The organism is Stenotrophomonas maltophilia group sp. P373 (assembly GCF_053295075.1).
In genome coordinates this window covers 2,907,709-2,922,158 of record NZ_CM129994.1, presented here as the reverse complement: position 1 = coordinate 2,922,158, position 14,450 = coordinate 2,907,709, and the positions used below count along the sequence as shown (strand labels likewise).

At 66.6% G+C, this 14,450-nt stretch carries 13 protein-coding genes; 10 read left to right on the top strand and 3 right to left on the bottom strand.

Annotated features, from left to right (window positions below):
• Positions 1-231 precede the first annotated feature (231 nt).
• The 10 genes from ACSYHF_RS13620 (at position 232) to ACSYHF_RS13575 (ending at position 10,724) form a co-directional block, all read left to right on the top strand.
• Entirely contained in the window at positions 232-1,242 is a 1,011-nt protein-coding gene (locus tag ACSYHF_RS13620; RefSeq protein WP_072168395.1) for an N-acetylornithine carbamoyltransferase, read from the top strand.
• 62 nt (positions 1,243-1,304) lie between these two features.
• A complete protein-coding gene (locus ACSYHF_RS13615) occupies positions 1,305-2,498 on the top strand; it encodes an argininosuccinate synthase (protein WP_447575735.1) in 1,194 nt (397 codons plus the stop codon).
• A 160-nt stretch (positions 2,499-2,658) separates the two neighbouring features.
• Positions 2,659-3,747 carry an acetylornithine deacetylase gene (locus tag ACSYHF_RS13610; protein WP_111127499.1) on the top strand — a complete coding sequence of 363 codons (1,089 nt, stop codon included), beginning with the start codon at positions 2,659-2,661 and terminating at the stop codon, positions 3,745-3,747.
• A 76-nt stretch (positions 3,748-3,823) separates the two neighbouring features.
• Positions 3,824-5,152 carry an acetylglutamate kinase gene (locus ACSYHF_RS13605; RefSeq protein WP_447575734.1) on the top strand — a complete coding sequence of 443 codons (1,329 nt, stop codon included), beginning with the start codon at positions 3,824-3,826 and terminating at the stop codon, positions 5,150-5,152.
• 3 nt (positions 5,153-5,155) lie between these two features.
• On the top strand, positions 5,156-5,758 hold the full coding sequence (locus tag ACSYHF_RS13600) for a GNAT family N-acetyltransferase (protein WP_447575733.1): 603 nt from the start codon (positions 5,156-5,158) through the stop codon (positions 5,756-5,758).
• Entirely contained in the window at positions 5,755-6,708 is a 954-nt protein-coding gene (gene argC / locus ACSYHF_RS13595) for an N-acetyl-gamma-glutamyl-phosphate reductase (RefSeq protein WP_005417695.1), read from the top strand. The genes ACSYHF_RS13600 and argC overlap by 4 nt, the downstream gene beginning before the upstream one ends.
• A 20-nt stretch (positions 6,709-6,728) precedes the next feature.
• Entirely contained in the window at positions 6,729-8,024 is a 1,296-nt protein-coding gene (gene argH / locus ACSYHF_RS13590) for an argininosuccinate lyase (RefSeq protein ID WP_447575732.1), read from the top strand.
• Complete coding sequence (locus tag ACSYHF_RS13585; protein WP_005417692.1) at positions 8,024-8,287, top strand: YciI family protein; 264 nt, start codon at positions 8,024-8,026, stop codon at positions 8,285-8,287. Before argH ends, ACSYHF_RS13585 begins: the two co-directional genes overlap by 1 nt.
• 11 nt (positions 8,288-8,298) lie before the next feature.
• Positions 8,299-9,456, top strand: a complete 1,158-nt coding sequence (gene proB / locus ACSYHF_RS13580; protein WP_447575731.1) for a glutamate 5-kinase — start codon at positions 8,299-8,301, stop codon at positions 9,454-9,456.
• Complete coding sequence (locus ACSYHF_RS13575) at positions 9,453-10,724, top strand: glutamate-5-semialdehyde dehydrogenase (protein ID WP_447575730.1); 1,272 nt, start codon at positions 9,453-9,455, stop codon at positions 10,722-10,724. Before proB ends, ACSYHF_RS13575 begins: the two co-directional genes overlap by 4 nt.
• A gap of 113 nt (positions 10,725-10,837) precedes the next feature.
• On the opposite strand, the gene pgaD is transcribed toward ACSYHF_RS13575, so the two are convergent.
• Genes pgaD through pgaB form a run of 3 tightly spaced genes read right to left on the bottom strand, consistent with a single transcriptional unit; the run spans position 10,838 to position 14,449 of the window.
• A complete protein-coding gene (gene pgaD / locus ACSYHF_RS13570) occupies positions 10,838-11,308 on the bottom strand; it encodes a poly-beta-1,6-N-acetyl-D-glucosamine biosynthesis protein PgaD (protein ID WP_111127489.1) in 471 nt (156 codons plus the stop codon).
• A complete protein-coding gene (gene pgaC, locus ACSYHF_RS13565; protein ID WP_005417684.1) occupies positions 11,305-12,561 on the bottom strand; it encodes a poly-beta-1,6-N-acetyl-D-glucosamine synthase in 1,257 nt (418 codons plus the stop codon). The genes pgaD and pgaC overlap by 4 nt, the downstream gene beginning before the upstream one ends.
• A gap of 1 nt (position 12,562) precedes the next feature.
• On the bottom strand, positions 12,563-14,449 hold the full coding sequence (gene pgaB, locus ACSYHF_RS13560; RefSeq protein ID WP_447575729.1) for a poly-beta-1,6-N-acetyl-D-glucosamine N-deacetylase PgaB: 1,887 nt from the start codon (positions 14,447-14,449) through the stop codon (positions 12,563-12,565).
• Position 14,450 lies beyond the last annotated feature (1 nt).

Sequence of the window (14,450 nt, the reverse complement as noted above, 5' to 3'; positions counted from 1 at the left end):
GCAGCCCGACAGGCGTCGGGCATGACCTCGCGTGCGCGTCGACCGGAACCCCACATTCTCGCTGGGTAACCGGAGCTTTTTGCTGTTCGTCCGATAAAAACCCAGCCCGCCGGCTGGGTTTTTTCGTTTCTGCGTTCTGAAAGCTGCAACTGCAACCTTTTCGCTCCACCTTTGGTTCCTGCTTTTCCCTTCCACTGCGTCGAACCCGGCGCCGCCACGCAAGGAAAGATGATGTCCCCCAAGCACTTCCTGAACACCCAGGACTGGAGCCGCAGCGATCTCGACGCGCTGCTGACCCAGGCCGCGCTGTTCAAGCGCAACAAGCTCGGCGACCAGCTCAAGGGCAAGTCGATCGCGCTGGTGTTCTTCAACCCGTCCATGCGCACCCGCACCAGCTTCGAACTGGGCGCGTTCCAGCTCGGCGCCCACGCGGTGGTGCTGCAGCCGGGCAAGGATGCGTGGCCGATCGAGTTCAACCTCGGCACGGTGATGGACGGCGATACCGAAGAGCACATCGCTGAAGTGGCCAAGGTGCTGGGCCGTTACTGCGACATCATCGCCGTGCGCGCGTTCCCCAAGTTCGTCGACTGGGCCTACGACCGCCAGGACATCGTCCTCAACAGCTTCGCCAAGTACTCGCCGGTGCCGGTCATCAACATGGAGACCATCACCCATCCGTGCCAGGAGCTGGCCCACATCATGGCGCTGCAGGAGCACTTCGGCACCCAGGACCTGCGCGGCAAGAAGTACGTGCTGACCTGGACCTACCACCCCAAGCCGCTGAACACCGCCGTGGCCAACTCGGCGCTGACCATCGCCACCCGCATGGGCATGGACGTGACCCTGCTGTGCCCGACCGCCGACTACATCCTCGACGAGCGCTACATGGGCTGGGCCGAGCAGAACGTGGCCGAGAGCGGCGGTTCGCTGAAGATCAGCCATGACATCGACAGCGCCTACGCCGGCGCCGACGTGGTCTACGCCAAGAGCTGGGGTGCGCTGCCGTTCTTCGGCAACTGGGAACCGGAAAAGCCGATCCGCGACCAGTTCAAGCACTTCATCGTGGACGAACGGAAGATGGCGCTGACCAACAACGGGGTGTTCAGCCACTGCCTGCCGTTGCGCCGCAACGTGAAGGCCACCGATGCGGTGATGGATTCGCCGCAGTGCATCGCCATCAACGAAGCCGAGAACCGCCTGCACGTGCAGAAGGCGATCATGGCCGCGGTTGCCGGGCGCTGATTTTTTCCGATTCAATCATTTCCGCCGGGCACGGCCCGGCGCTACCAGGGCATACCCTCCCCATGAGCAACAAAGACGTCGTTCTCGCCTTCTCCGGCGGCCTGGATACCAGCTTCTGCGTGCCCTACCTGCAGGAGCGTGGCTACAACGTGCACACCGTGTTCGCCGACACCGGCGGCGTGGATGATGAAGAGCGCGATTTCATCGAGAAGCGCGCCGCCGAACTGGGCGTGACCAGCCACGTCACCGTCAATGGTGGCCCGGCCATCTGGGAAGGCTTCGTCAAGCCGTTCGTGTGGGCCGGCGAAGGCTACCAGGGCCAGTACCCGCTGCTGGTTTCGGACCGCTACCTGATCGTCGATGCCGCGCTGAAGCGTGCTGCCGAGCTGGGTACCCACATCATCGCCCACGGCTGCACCGGCATGGGCAACGACCAGGTCCGCTTCGACCTGGCTGTGAAGGCACTGGGCGACTACCAGATCATCGCGCCGATCCGCGAGATCCAGAAGGAACACACCCAGACCCGCGCCTACGAGCAGAAGTACCTGGAAGAGCGCGGCTTCGGCGTGCGCGCCAAGCAGCAGGCCTACACCATCAACGAGAACCTGCTGGGCGTGACCATGTCCGGCGGTGAGATCGACCGTTGGGAAGCCCCGGGTGAAGGCGCGCGTGGCTGGTGCTCGCCGCGCAGCGAATGGCCGGAACAGGCGCTGACCGTGACCCTGAAGTTCGTTGAAGGCGAAGCCGTGGAACTGGACGGCAAGGCGCTGCCGGGCGACCAGATCCTGGCCCAGCTCAACAAGCTGTTCGCCCCGTACGGCGTTGGCCGCGGCGTCTACACCGGCGACACCGTGATCGGCCTGAAGGGTCGCATCGTGTTCGAGGCCCCGGGCCTGGTTTCGCTGCTGGCCGCGCACCGCGCGCTGGAAGATGCCGTGCTGACCAAGCAGCAGAACCGCTTCAAGCCGGACGTCGCACGCAAGTGGGTGGAGTTGGTGTACGAAGGCTTCTACCACGACCCGCTGAAGACCGACATCGAGGCCTTCCTGAAGTCCTCGCAGGCCAAGGTCAACGGCGAAGTGATGCTGGAAACCCGCGGCGGCCGCGTCGATGCAGTGGCGGTGAAGTCGCCGCACCTGCTCAACGCCAAGGGCGCCACCTACGCGCAATCGGCCGACTGGGGCGTGGAGGAGGCTGAGGGCTTCATCAAGCTGTTCGGCATGAGTTCGACGCTTTACGCGCAAGTCAACCGCTGAGCGGTTGACCTGTGACGGGGGCGCCGGCCGCTGGCCGGCGCTTCGCAGCGTCAATGGAGGGTAGTGCCGGCCGCTGGCCGGCTCGTGGCACGGCTGGATCATTGCGCAGCCGGCCAGCGGCCGGCACTACCGATTTCAAACCCTACGGATATTCAGACACATGCTTGAACAGACGCTCGATCACCTGCAGGCCCTGGTGTCGTTCGACACCCGCAACCCGCCGCGTGCGATCACCACCGGTGGCATCTTCGATTACCTGCGCGACAACCTGCCCGGCTTCAACGTCGAGGTGATCGACCATGGCGCCGGTGCGGTGAGCCTGTATGCCGTGCGTGGGACGCCGAAGTACCTGTTCAACGTGCATCTGGACACCGTGCCGGATTCGCCGCACTGGAGTGCCGACCCGCACGTGATGCGGCGCCTGGACGACCGTGTGGTCGGCCTGGGCGTGTGTGACATCAAGGGCGCCGCCGCTGCACTGGTGGCGGCCGCCAACGCCAGCGATGGCGACGCCGCGTTCCTGTTCTCCAGCGACGAGGAAGCCAACGACCCGCGCTGCATCGCTGCATTCCTGGCCCGTGGCCTGCCGTATGAAGCCGTACTCGTGGCCGAACCGACCATGAGCGAAGCAGTGCTGGCGCACCGTGGCATCAGTTCGGTGCTGATGCAGTTCGCAGGTCGGGCAGGGCACGCCTCGGGCAAGCAGGATGCGGCCGCCAGCGCATTGCACCAGGCCATGCGCTGGGGAAACCGCGCGCTGGATCATGTGGAATCGCTGGCTTCGGCGCGCTTTGGCGGACTGACCGGCCTGCGCTTCAATATCGGCCGCGTCGAAGGCGGCATCAAGGCCAACATGATCGCACCGGCTGCTGAGGTGCGCTTCGGGTTCCGCCCGCTGCCGTCGATGGACATCGATGGCCTGCTGGCGACCTTCGCCGGTTTCGCCGAGCCGGAAGCCGCCGTTTTCACCGAGACGTTCCGTGGTCCCAGCCTGCCCGCCGGTGACATCGCCGAGGCCGAGAACCGCCGCCTGCTGGCGCGCGATGTGGCCGACGCGCTTGAGCTGCCGATCGGCAATGCGGTGGATTTCTGGACCGAGGCGTCGCTGTTCTCGGCCGCTGGCTACACCACCCTGGTGTTCGGCCCGGGTGACATCGCCCAGGCCCACACCGCCGATGAGTTCGTGACGCTGGACCAGCTGCAGCGCTACACCGACGCCGTGCATCGGATCATCACCGCCGGCGCCTGATCGACCCCACAACGCCGCCATGCCCCGGGCATGGCGGAACTGCAACGCGGCGACCGCCGCCTGTGACGAAACCGAAATGTCTCCTGCCCTCCAGCCCCACCGCCAGACCCGCCAGACCATCGTGCGCCTGCTTTCCAGCATGGCCAGCGCGAAGGAGATCAGCCAGTACCTCAAGCGCTTTTCGCAGCTGGATGCCAAGCGCTTCGCCGTGGTCAAGGTCGGCGGCGCGGTGCTGCGCGACGACCTCGACGCACTGACCTCCTCGCTGTCGTTCCTGCAGGAGGTCGGTCTGACCCCGATCGTGCTGCACGGCGCCGGCCCGCAGCTGGATGCCGAGCTGTCGGCCGCCGGCATCGAGAAGCAGACCGTCAACGGCCTGCGCGTGACTTCGCCGGAAGCATTGGCGATCGTGCGCCGGGTGTTCCAGCAGTCCAACCTGCGCCTGGTCGAGGCGCTGCAGCAGAACGGCGCACGTGCCACCTCGATCACCGGTGGCGTGTTCGAGGCCGAGTACCTGGACGTGGACACCTACGGCCTGGTCGGCGAGGTGAAGAAGGTCAACCTGGCACCGATCGAGGCCAGCCTGCGTGCCGGCTCGATCCCGGTCATCACCAGCCTGGGTGAAACCGCCGGTGGCCAGATCCTCAACGTCAACGCCGACTTTGCCGCCAACGAGCTGGTGCAGGAACTGCAGCCGTACAAGATCATCTTCCTGACCGGCACCGGTGGCCTGCTGGACGAGGCGGGCAACGTGATCGATTCGATCAACCTGTCCACCGAATACGACCACCTGATCGCGCAGCCGTGGATCCACGGTGGCATGAAGGTGAAGATCGAACAGATCAAGGACCTGCTCGACCGCCTGCCGCTGGAATCGTCGGTGTCGATCACGCGTCCGGCCGACCTGGCCAAGGAACTGTTCACCCACAAGGGCTCGGGCACGCTGGTGCGCAAGGGTGAGAAAGTACTGCGCGCCACCGCCTGGAGCGAGCTCGACCTGCCGCGGCTGAAGGGCCTGATCGAATCCAGCTTCGGCCGCACTCTGGTGCCGGACTACTTCGAAAAGACCAAGCTGCTGCGTGCCTATGTCAGCGAGAACTACCGCACTGCGGTGATCCTCACCGACGAGGCAGAGGGCGTGTACCTGGACAAGTTCGCTGTGCTCGACGACGCGCAGGGTGAAGGCCTGGGGCGTGCGGTCTGGAACGTGATGCTGGAGGAAACCCCGCAGCTGTTCTGGCGCTCGCGCCACCGCAACCCGATCAACCACTTCTACTACGCCGAGTCCGATGGCTGCTACAAGCAGGACCATTGGAAAGTGTTCTGGTTCGGCGCCGATGGCATCGACCGCATCAAGACCTATGTCGATCATTGCGCGCAGCGCGCACCGAGCCTGCAGGGCTGAGCGATGACCAATCCTGACGTTTGGAACATGGTGCCTACCCTGCGCGGCCAGCATGTGACGCTGCAGCCGCTTCAGCTTGAGCATGTCCCGGGCCTGCGCGCTGCACTCGAAGGCAGCGGCCTGGACCAGCTCTGGTACACCCAGGTGCCGTCACCGCAGCAGGTCGAGCACTATGTGCAGGCCGCGCTGCAGGCGCACGCCGAAGGCAAGGTGCTGCCGTTCGTGATCTACGATGCGGCGGGTGACATCATCGGCAGCACGCGCTTCTACGACATGGATCCCAGCGTGCCCAAGCTCAGCCTCGGCTACACCTGGTACACGCCGCGCGTGCAGCGCACCGGCGCCAACACCGAAGCCAAGCTGTTGCTGCTGCAGCACGCCTTCGAGGCCATGGGCTGCATCAGTGTGGTGCTGGAAACCAGTTGGTTCAACGTCACCTCGCGCACCGCCATCGCCCGCCTGGGCGCCAAGCAGGATGGCGTGCTGCGCAACCACAAGCGGCACGCCGACGGCACGCCGCGCGACACCGTCATCTTTTCCATCATCGATGCCGAATGGCAGGGCGTGAAGCGCCACCTGCAATACCGTCTGGACAGCCACGCATGAACGATTCGACCTTCACCCTGGGCATCGTCGGTGCCCGCGGCCATACCGGCGCCGAGCTGATCAAGCTGGTGGCCGCCCACCCACGGCTGGAACTGGCCTTCGTCTCCTCGCGCGAGCGCGCCGGGCAGCGCCTGTCCGACCACCACCCGGAATTCCAGGGCGAGCTGCAGTACGAAAACCTGGACGCCGACGCAGTGGCGGCCAAGGGGGTGGACGCGGTGATCCTGGCCCTGCCCAACGGCCTGGCCGCTCCGTTCGTGGCCGCATTGGAAGCGGCGAAGCCCGACACCGTCATCGTCGACCTGTCGGCCGACTACCGCTTCGACAACAGCTGGTACTACGGCCTGCCGGAGCTGACCCGCGGCCGGTACAACGGCCAGAAGCACATCAGCAACCCGGGCTGCTATGCCACGGCGATGCAGCTGGCGGTGCATCCGCTGCTGGACCTGCTGGCCGGCCCGCCGCAGTGCTTCGGTGTGTCCGGCTACTCCGGTGCCGGCACTACGCCGTCGGACAAGAACAACGTCGAACTGCTGGCCGACAACCTGATGCCGTATGCGCTGACCAACCATGTGCACGAGCGCGAAGTGTCCGTGCAGCTGGGCGTGGCCGTCGAGTTCATGCCACACGTCGCGCCGCACTTCCGTGGCATCACGCTGACCGCCAACCTGTGGCTGAACCGCGTGCAGACCCGTGAGCAGATCGTCGAGCGCTTCCAGCAGGCCTATGCCGGTGAACCCTTGATCGAAGTGCTGGACGAAGCGCCGTGGGTCAGCCGCATCGCCGGCCGCCACGGTGCCCAGGTCGGTGGCTTCACGCTCGCGCCGGGCGGCAAGCGCGTGGTCGTGGTGGCGACGCTGGACAACCTGCTGAAGGGCGCGGCCACCCAAGCCATGCAGAACCTCAACCTCGCGCTGGGCATCGACGAACTGACGTCGATCCCGCACTGAACACGCATTCCGGAGCCCCCATGGCAGACCTTCTTTGGCAGAAGCCCGGCGTCGCCGTCGACGCCCAGATCCAGACCTTCCTCGCCGGCTACGACGTGATCCTTGACCGCGAGTTCTTCCTGCATGACATCGCTGCCAGCGCCGCGCATGCGCAGGGCCTGCAGCACATCGGCATCCTCAGTGCCGATGAGCTTGCCGGACTTCTGCGCGAACTGGAGATCCTGGCGCAGGACTTCCGCGAAGGCCGCTTCGTGCTGGATACGCAGTACGAGGATGGCCACTCGGCGATCGAAGCGCGCCTGACCGAACGCCTTGGCGATGCGGGTCGCAAGATCCACACCGGCCGCAGCCGCAATGACCAGATCCTGGTCGCCACGCGCCTGTGGCTGAAGGAGAAGCTGCTGCGCGTGGCCCAGCTCAGCGCCGACGTGGCCAAGGTCGCGCTGGACCGCGCGCAGGCTGAGAAGGATCTGCCGATTCCCGGCTACACCCACATCCAGCGTGCCGTGGTGTCCTCGGCCGGAATGTGGTGGGCGGGCTGGGCCGAGGCCTTCATCGACAACGCCATCCGCGCCCGTGACACCCATGCACTGGTCGATGCCAATCCGCTCGGCACCGCTGCCGGCTACGGCGTGAACCTGCCGCTGGACCGCAAGCACACCACCGCCGCGCTGGGCTTCGCGCGCATGCAGATCTCGCCGATCTACGCGCAGCTGTCGCGTGGCAAGTTCGAGCTGGCTGCACTGGAAGCGCTCGGTGGCGCCACGCTGGACCTGCGCCGCATTGCGTGGGACCTGTCGCTGTTCACCAGCGCCGAGTTCGGTTTCGTCGCGCTGCCGGCGCAGTACACCACCGGCAGTTCGATCATGCCCAACAAGCGCAATCCGGATGTGATCGAGCTGATGCGCGCCACCCACGCCAGCGTCGCCGCTGCGCGCACCGAGATCGAGCAGCTGCTGTCGCTGCCGTCTGGCTACCATCGCGACCTGCAGTCGTCCAAGGGTGCCATCTTCCACGGCTTCGGCCGTGGCCTGGCCGCGCTGGAACTGCTGCCGGCGCTGCTGGCCAATCTGGAATGGCGTGAGGACAGGCTGCGCGCGGCGATTGATTCGGGCATGTATGCCACCGACGTCGCAGTGGAGGCCGCCGTGGCTGGCGTACCGTTCCGCGAGGCCTACAAGGCCGCTGCGGCCGGTGCCGACAGTGCAGGGCAGGGACGCACGCCGGAAGGCAGCCTGGCCGCGCGTGTATCGCCGGGCGCAGCCGCTGACCTGCGCCTGGACGAACTGCGCGCGCGCTGGCAGGCGCTGTCCTGATGGCGGGCACTGTCTACCTGGTCCTGGCGATGCGCCGGCCGGACTTCAACGATGCAGCGGTGCAGCCGCACCGCGATTTCCTCGATGCGTTGCAGGCGCAGGGCAAGCTGCAGCTGACCGGTGGCTTCGCCGATGGCAGCGGTGGCGCCTACGTGCTGTGCAACGTGGACAGCCTGGCGCAGGCGCGGGCCATCGTCGCCACCGATCCACTGGTGACGATGCAGGCCTCCGACCTGACCGTGCACGAATGGAACACCCGCTGAGAGCCTGACCGATGATCCAGCACGCTGCCCTTGTCGCCTCGCCGTTCCCCGAACAGGTGCTGCCGCCGTGGCGGCGTGCGGTGCTCAAGGTCGGCAGCAGCCTGCTGGCAGCCGATGGCGGCGGCCTGTCGCCACGCCACGCGCTGGGCCTGGCGCAGTTCGTCTCGGCCAATCTCCTGGCCGGGCGCGAGGTGGTGATCGTGTCTTCCGGCGCGGTCGCTGCCGGGCGCGCGATCCTGCCGCGCGCCGATGAACCGGGCGCAGCGATGGCGGCGCGGCAGGCCCTGGCGGCGCTTGGCCAGGCCCAGCTGATCGGGCTCTGGCAGCGCTTCTTCGAGCGCCCGGTGGCGCAGGTGCTGCTGACCCACGACGACCTGCGCAACCGCCGCCGCTACCTCAATGCACGCGCCACGTTGAGTGAACTGTTGCGCCTGGGCGCATTGCCGGTGGTCAACGAGAACGACACCGTGTCGGTGGATGAGCTCAAGCTCGGCGACAACGACAACCTGGCTGCCACCGTGGCGGCGCTGGTCGACGCCGATGCGCTGTTCATCGCTACCGATATCGATGGCCTGTACAGCGCCGACCCGCGCACCGTGGCCGATGCGCGGCCGTTGCACGACGTGCCGGAGCTGGGTGACGAGGTGCTGGCGATGGCGGGCGGCGCCGGCTCGCGCGCCGGTACCGGCGGCATGCGCACCAAGCTGGAGGCGGCGGCGAAGGCCGGACGCCTGGGCATCGAAACCTATCTGTTCAATGGCCGCAGCGGTGACGTGGTGCGCGCGCTGGCGCAGGACCGCCTGTTCGGCACCCGAATCCATGCCGCACGCAGCCGCGAGGCCGCCCGCAAGAACTGGCTGCGGCATGCACCGCTGGCCGAGGGTGTGATCGTCATCGATGCCGGTGCGGCACAGGCGATGCGCGAGAAGGGCGCCTCGCTGCTGCCCGGTGGCATCACCGGTGCAGAGGGCGTGTTCCGCCGTGGCGACATGGTGCAGGTGTGCTGGAACGCGCCGCAGGGCCGAGTCTGCGTGGCCCGTGGCGTCAGCCAGTATGCTGCCGACGACGTGCGCCGGATTGCCGGCCACCATTCGCGCGACATCCAGGCCGTGCTCGGCTACAACTACGGCGGCAGCGTCGTCCATCGCGACGACCTGGTGCTGCCATGACCGGATTGAAGGACACACCGATGAGCGAGATCGAAGCGCAGGCGCGTGCCTGCCGTGATGCGGCGCAGATCGTTGCCGGCCTGGACAGTGCGGCACGACGCACGCTGCTGCTGGCGATGGCGCAGGCACTGGAGGTGAATGCCGGACTGATCCTGGCCGGCAATGCACGTGACCTCGCCGCCGCGCGCGAGAAGGGCGTGGGCAGCGCCATGCTCGATCGTCTGGCACTGGACCCGCCGCGCCTGTTCGCGATGGCCGAAGCCGTGCGCGAAGTGGCCGGATTGCCAGATCCTGTCGGCGAGGTCACCCGCGATGACGTGCGCCCGAACGGCATCCGCGTGCAGAAGGTGCGCGTGCCGCTGGGCGTGATCGCGATGATCTACGAGGCGCGCCCGAACGTGACCGCCGAAGCCGCGGCGCTGTGCCTGAAGGCGGGTAACGGCGTGATCCTGCGCGGTGGTTCCGAGGCAATTCACTCCAACACCGCGATCGCGCAGGCACTCGCCGGTGCATTGAAGGCCAATGGCGTGCCGCCGGCCGCCGTGACCGTGCTGACCGACCTGCGCCGCGAGGCGATGCTGGAACTGCTGCAGCTGCATGAGCTGATCGACCTGGCGATTCCGCGCGGTGGCGAAGGCCTGATCCGTTTCGTTGCCGAGCATGCGCGGGTACCGGTGATCAAGCACTACAAGGGTGTCTGTCACCTGTTCGTGGATGCCAGCGCCGACCTGGGCAAGGCTATCGACCTGCTGGTGGATGGCAAGTGCAGCCGGCCTGCCGCCTGCAATTCTCTGGAGACACTGCTGGTACACCGTGACGTAGCCGATTCCTTCCTGCCGCGCGTGGCGCAGGCGCTTGGCCAGCGTGGCGTTCAGCTGCGCGCCGATGCGCAGGCGCAGCCGCTGCTGCCGGGCAGCACGGCGGCGACCGAGGAGGACTACGCCGCCGAGTTCCTCGACCTTGTGCTGGCCGTGCGCGTGGTGGACGACCTCGATGCGGCCATCGCGCACATCCGCCGCTATACCTCCGACCACACCGAAGTGATCGCGACCGCAGACGCCGACCATGCCGAGCGCTTCGTCACTGCGCTGCGCTCGGCGGTGGTGATGGTCAATGCCTCATCGCGCTTCTCCGATGGTGGCCAGCTGGGCCTGGGCAGCGAAATCGGCATTTCCACCACGCGCCTGCATGCCTATGGCCCGATGGGTCTGGAAGCGCTCACCGTCGAACGTTTCGTGGTGCGTGGCGAAGGGCAGACGCGCACATAAGTGGAACCACGCCATGCGTGGGTGTTCTTCGCGGCAGACCCCGGTGCCGACCATGATCGGCACCCACCAGGCACAAGCGCCGATCAGGGTCGGCACCCCACCGGGTTGTCGGGCTACACCACCTCGCGGCGGACGCCGACCGGGCGTGCGTGGTCATCCATGTGCAACGTGGCGGCCTTGCAGCCCATCAGGCGTTCGGCCAGCCCCGTGCTGGCACCCAGATCGGCGGCCACTTCGTTGAGGCTGGCCAGTGGCCGCGGCAGGCGGCGCTCGCGGCCACGGAAGCGGGCACGGTTGTACTCGGCCCAACCGATCAGCAGCACGCTGGCGCACAACAGCATCAGCGGCAATGCCACCAGCACGTAGGGATCGAACTGGCTTTGCCGTTCGTACAGCTGCTGCCAGGCCAGCTGGCCGCCAACCAACCACGAGAACAGGGTCACCAGGGGCGCCCACAGGTAGAAGTAGAAGCCCCAGAACGCCAGCGTGACGAATCCCCAGGCGGTGCGCTGGAAGCGCGGCTGGCGGTGTGGCTTGCGGATCATCCGTGAGTCGAAGCGGTTGGACGGGCGTTGCGCGTTCATCGGATCCCCCGGTCAGGGCTGGTCCAGGTGGCGCGCTTGCTGCGACGGCGCAGCAGTGTCTTCGGCAACGCCACCAGGGTGGTGGAAAGGCTGATCAGCCAGTACGCCATCGGGTACCAGATGACCCAGAAATAGTTGCGTCCAATCTGTGTTTCGTAACGCCGGTCGATGATCAGGCTGCTGGCGAACTGCAGCAGGCAGACCAGCGCAAGGATCACGCCATGCCACTGCGGCAGCAGGCTGGCGATATGCAGCTGCGGCGGCAGCTCGATGAACTTGCCCAGTGCCCACAGCAGCACGATGAACAACATGGTGTAGGCCCAGATCACGCTCAGCACGTACTCCAGCAGCACGCCCCACATGCGCCGCTCTTTCCAGTGCAGCAGCGAGCGCGCGTGGCGCAGCATCACCTCCACGCCGCCCTGGGCCCAGCGCAGGCGCTGCCGCCACAGGCCCTTGAGGGTCTCCGGCATCAGGATGAAGCACAGCGCATTGGGTTCGTAGCGGATGTCCCAGTGCGCGCGCTGCAGGCGCCAGCTGATGTCGATGTCCTCGGTCACCATGTCATCCGACCACCAGCCGACCTGATGCAGGGCGGTACGGCGGAAGCCGGCGATCACCCCGGAGATGGTGAAGATGCGCCCGTATACGCGCTGCGCGCGCTTGATCATGCCGATGATCGAGGAAAACTCGGCCACCTGCAGGCGTCCGAGCAGGGTGGAGCGGTTGCGGATGCGCGGGTTGCCGGTGACCGCACCGACCCGGTTGCCGCTGACCAGGTGCCAGATCATCCAGTGCAGCGCATGTTCCTCCAGCATTGCATCGCCGTCGATGCACACCAGGTACTCCGAGCGAGCGGCCAGTGCGCCCATGCGCAGCGCATTGGCCTTGCCCAGGTTACGATCCAGGTGCAATACGCGCAGCCGCGGGTGCCTTGCCGCCAGCACATCCAGCCGCGCGCCGGTGTCATCGCTGCTGCCATCATCGATGGCGATCACTTCGTAGTCGGCGGGGTAACGCTGGGCCAGCGCCGCAGTGAGTGTGTCATCCAGATTCTCTGCCTCGTTGTGGCAGGGCACCAGCAGGCTCGCGAAGGGGGGGGCGACCATCAATGGAGGGTCGTTGCGCGGGCGCGAGTGGCGTTCGCGCCGGTAGTAGTAGTAGAGGCCGCCGGACATCCAGAAGAACGCCATCACCATCGGGTAGTAGAAAGCGAACTGGAACAGGACCTGCAGCAGCGGATGCATGTCCATGTCACTTCTCCGGGTACGGGAAGGTGCCGGCGGACATCGCCGCGCGGGCATCGCGGGTGGAGGGCTGGTCGGCGATGAAATCGTCCGGGTACCAGGCGAAGTGGTGCACGCCCTGTGCCTGCAACTGGCGGATCTGTGCGCGCAGGCGCTCGGCGGGAATCGGTTGCCCGTTGCGCCAATCGACGGTCTGCAGCTCGAACAGAGTGTGCTGCAGCTGCGGGTCGTGTGCGCGTACTGCGGCCAGCAGCTGGTCCAGCCAGCGCTCGGGGTGCTTGCTGCCTTCCATCCACGGCATCGCCATCAGCGCGGTCTGGTCATAGGCCTTGTTGAACAGGTCCAGGCGCTGCGCGAACCAGGCCTCGCTCTGCGGGCGGAGTACCGGCTCAGCGTACAGGTTGCGCACGGTGGCCAGTTTCGGGCGCCAGCGTTGCGCGCTGTCGCGCAGCGCCAGGGTGAAGCTGATCAGCGCCTGCGTGCGCGCACTGCCATCGCCGCCGGCTGCCAGTGCCGGCAGCTCGGTGTCGCGCAGGTAGCCGTCGTCATGGAACAGCAGGCCTTCAAAGTAGGAATTGACCGCCAGATCCTCGTAGATGTCGAGCATGATCTGGCGGGCCTTCGGGTTGGTGAAGTCGAGCCGGTACATGCCGTCGGCATCGCCGTTGCGGATCGCCAGCGCCTTGCGCTGCGCCGGGTCGGGCAGCTCGAAGCCAAGCACCGGCAGCCATGCGTAGACCTTCACGCCGGCGCGGGATTTCAGTTGCCAGGCGACGCGGCTGAACAGGTCCGCCCGCATCGGCATGTGCCGGTTGGGGAAGTACAGCGCATCGGCAGTGTTGTTGCCGTCCGGATCGGCGAATGCCTGCAGGTAGACGTGCGTCGGCGCGATGCGCTTGACCCGTTCGACCAGCGCATCGAGGTTGCGTGCCTGCTGCGTCGGGTCTGCGTCGTAGACATCATCCAGGTCGATCTGCAGGGCACGGATGCCATCGAGCGCGACATCGCGGCGCAGCTCGTAGGCCAGCCCTTCCACGGTCGGGTTGTCGCTGACCAGGAAGCGCGCCAGGCCATGCAGGTCGCTGGCCACCGGCGTGCTGCGGCCCTCCAGATCGAAGGACACCGGCATGCCCAGCTGTTCGGCGATGTCGTTGCTCAACTGGTTGTAGGCGGCGTATGGCCAGACGATGGCGCGCGGGCGCACGCCCAGGTGCTGCTTGATGCGCTGCACGCTGCGCGAGAGATCGGCGCGCAGACGCTGCTCATACTGCGTTTCAGTCTCGTACCCGTGCGTGGCCGGGCTGTAGATGCGGGTGACCACGGCGGGCGTTGAATTGCCCTGTGGATTGGCGAGCACGCCGTGGTGCAGGTCGTCGGTGTGGCTGGCCACTTCGATCAGGCCGCTGTCGTGCATCTGCTTCAGCTGCGCCCAGGTGACGAAGTCATCGCGGCCGAACGGCCGGTACCCGTAGTCGATGGTGCGTCCCGGAGCCATGTCCACGTAGTCGGTGATCACCGCCACCAGTGCCGGGTAGCGGTAGGCCTGCAGCAGCGGGAAGGCCTTGTCGTAGACGCTGCGCAGGCCGTCATCGAAGGTCAGCAGCACAGGCTTGGGCGGCAGCGTGGCCCGCCCCTGCGAGGCATCGATCACCTGCGACAGCGAGACCGGGTGATAGCCATGCGCGCCGAGCCAGTCCAGGTGTGCGGCGAAGTTCTGCGTGCTCACCGCATAGGTATCGGCATCGCCCTTGGCCGCGACCTGGTCGCGGATGTCGTGGTAGCTGAGGATCAGCAGGCCATTGTCGATTGCATCGAGATGCGTGGCCTGCTGCGCGAAGGCCGGTGGCGTAATGGCCAGCAGCAGGAGCACGATCAGTCGCAGGAAGCAGGCCATG

What these genes read in the sequence shown, in the direction of transcription:
- ACSYHF_RS13610 (WP_111127499.1), top strand. Translation starts at nt 2,659, where the DNA reads ATGCTTGAACAGACGCTCGATCACCTGCAGGCCCTGGTGTCGTTCGAC.
- ACSYHF_RS13600 (WP_447575733.1), top strand. Translation starts at nt 5,156, where the DNA reads ATGACCAATCCTGACGTTTGGAACATGGTGCCTACCCTGCGCGGCCAG.
- ACSYHF_RS13615 (WP_447575735.1), top strand. Translation starts at nt 1,305, where the DNA reads ATGAGCAACAAAGACGTCGTTCTCGCCTTCTCCGGCGGCCTGGATACC.
- ACSYHF_RS13575 (WP_447575730.1), top strand. Translation starts at nt 9,453, where the DNA reads ATGACCGGATTGAAGGACACACCGATGAGCGAGATCGAAGCGCAGGCG.
- ACSYHF_RS13605 (WP_447575734.1), top strand. Translation starts at nt 3,824, where the DNA reads ATGTCTCCTGCCCTCCAGCCCCACCGCCAGACCCGCCAGACCATCGTG.
- proB (WP_447575731.1), top strand. Translation starts at nt 8,299, where the DNA reads ATGATCCAGCACGCTGCCCTTGTCGCCTCGCCGTTCCCCGAACAGGTG.
- pgaC (WP_005417684.1), bottom strand. Translation starts at nt 12,561, where the DNA reads ATGGACATGCATCCGCTGCTGCAGGTCCTGTTCCAGTTCGCTTTCTAC.
- argC (WP_005417695.1), top strand. Translation starts at nt 5,755, where the DNA reads ATGAACGATTCGACCTTCACCCTGGGCATCGTCGGTGCCCGCGGCCAT.
- argH (WP_447575732.1), top strand. Translation starts at nt 6,729, where the DNA reads ATGGCAGACCTTCTTTGGCAGAAGCCCGGCGTCGCCGTCGACGCCCAG.
- ACSYHF_RS13620 (WP_072168395.1), top strand. Translation starts at nt 232, where the DNA reads ATGTCCCCCAAGCACTTCCTGAACACCCAGGACTGGAGCCGCAGCGAT.
- pgaD (WP_111127489.1), bottom strand. Translation starts at nt 11,308, where the DNA reads ATGAACGCGCAACGCCCGTCCAACCGCTTCGACTCACGGATGATCCGC.
- ACSYHF_RS13585 (WP_005417692.1), top strand. Translation starts at nt 8,024, where the DNA reads ATGGCGGGCACTGTCTACCTGGTCCTGGCGATGCGCCGGCCGGACTTC.
- pgaB (WP_447575729.1), bottom strand. Translation starts at nt 14,449, where the DNA reads ATGGCCTGCTTCCTGCGACTGATCGTGCTCCTGCTGCTGGCCATTACG.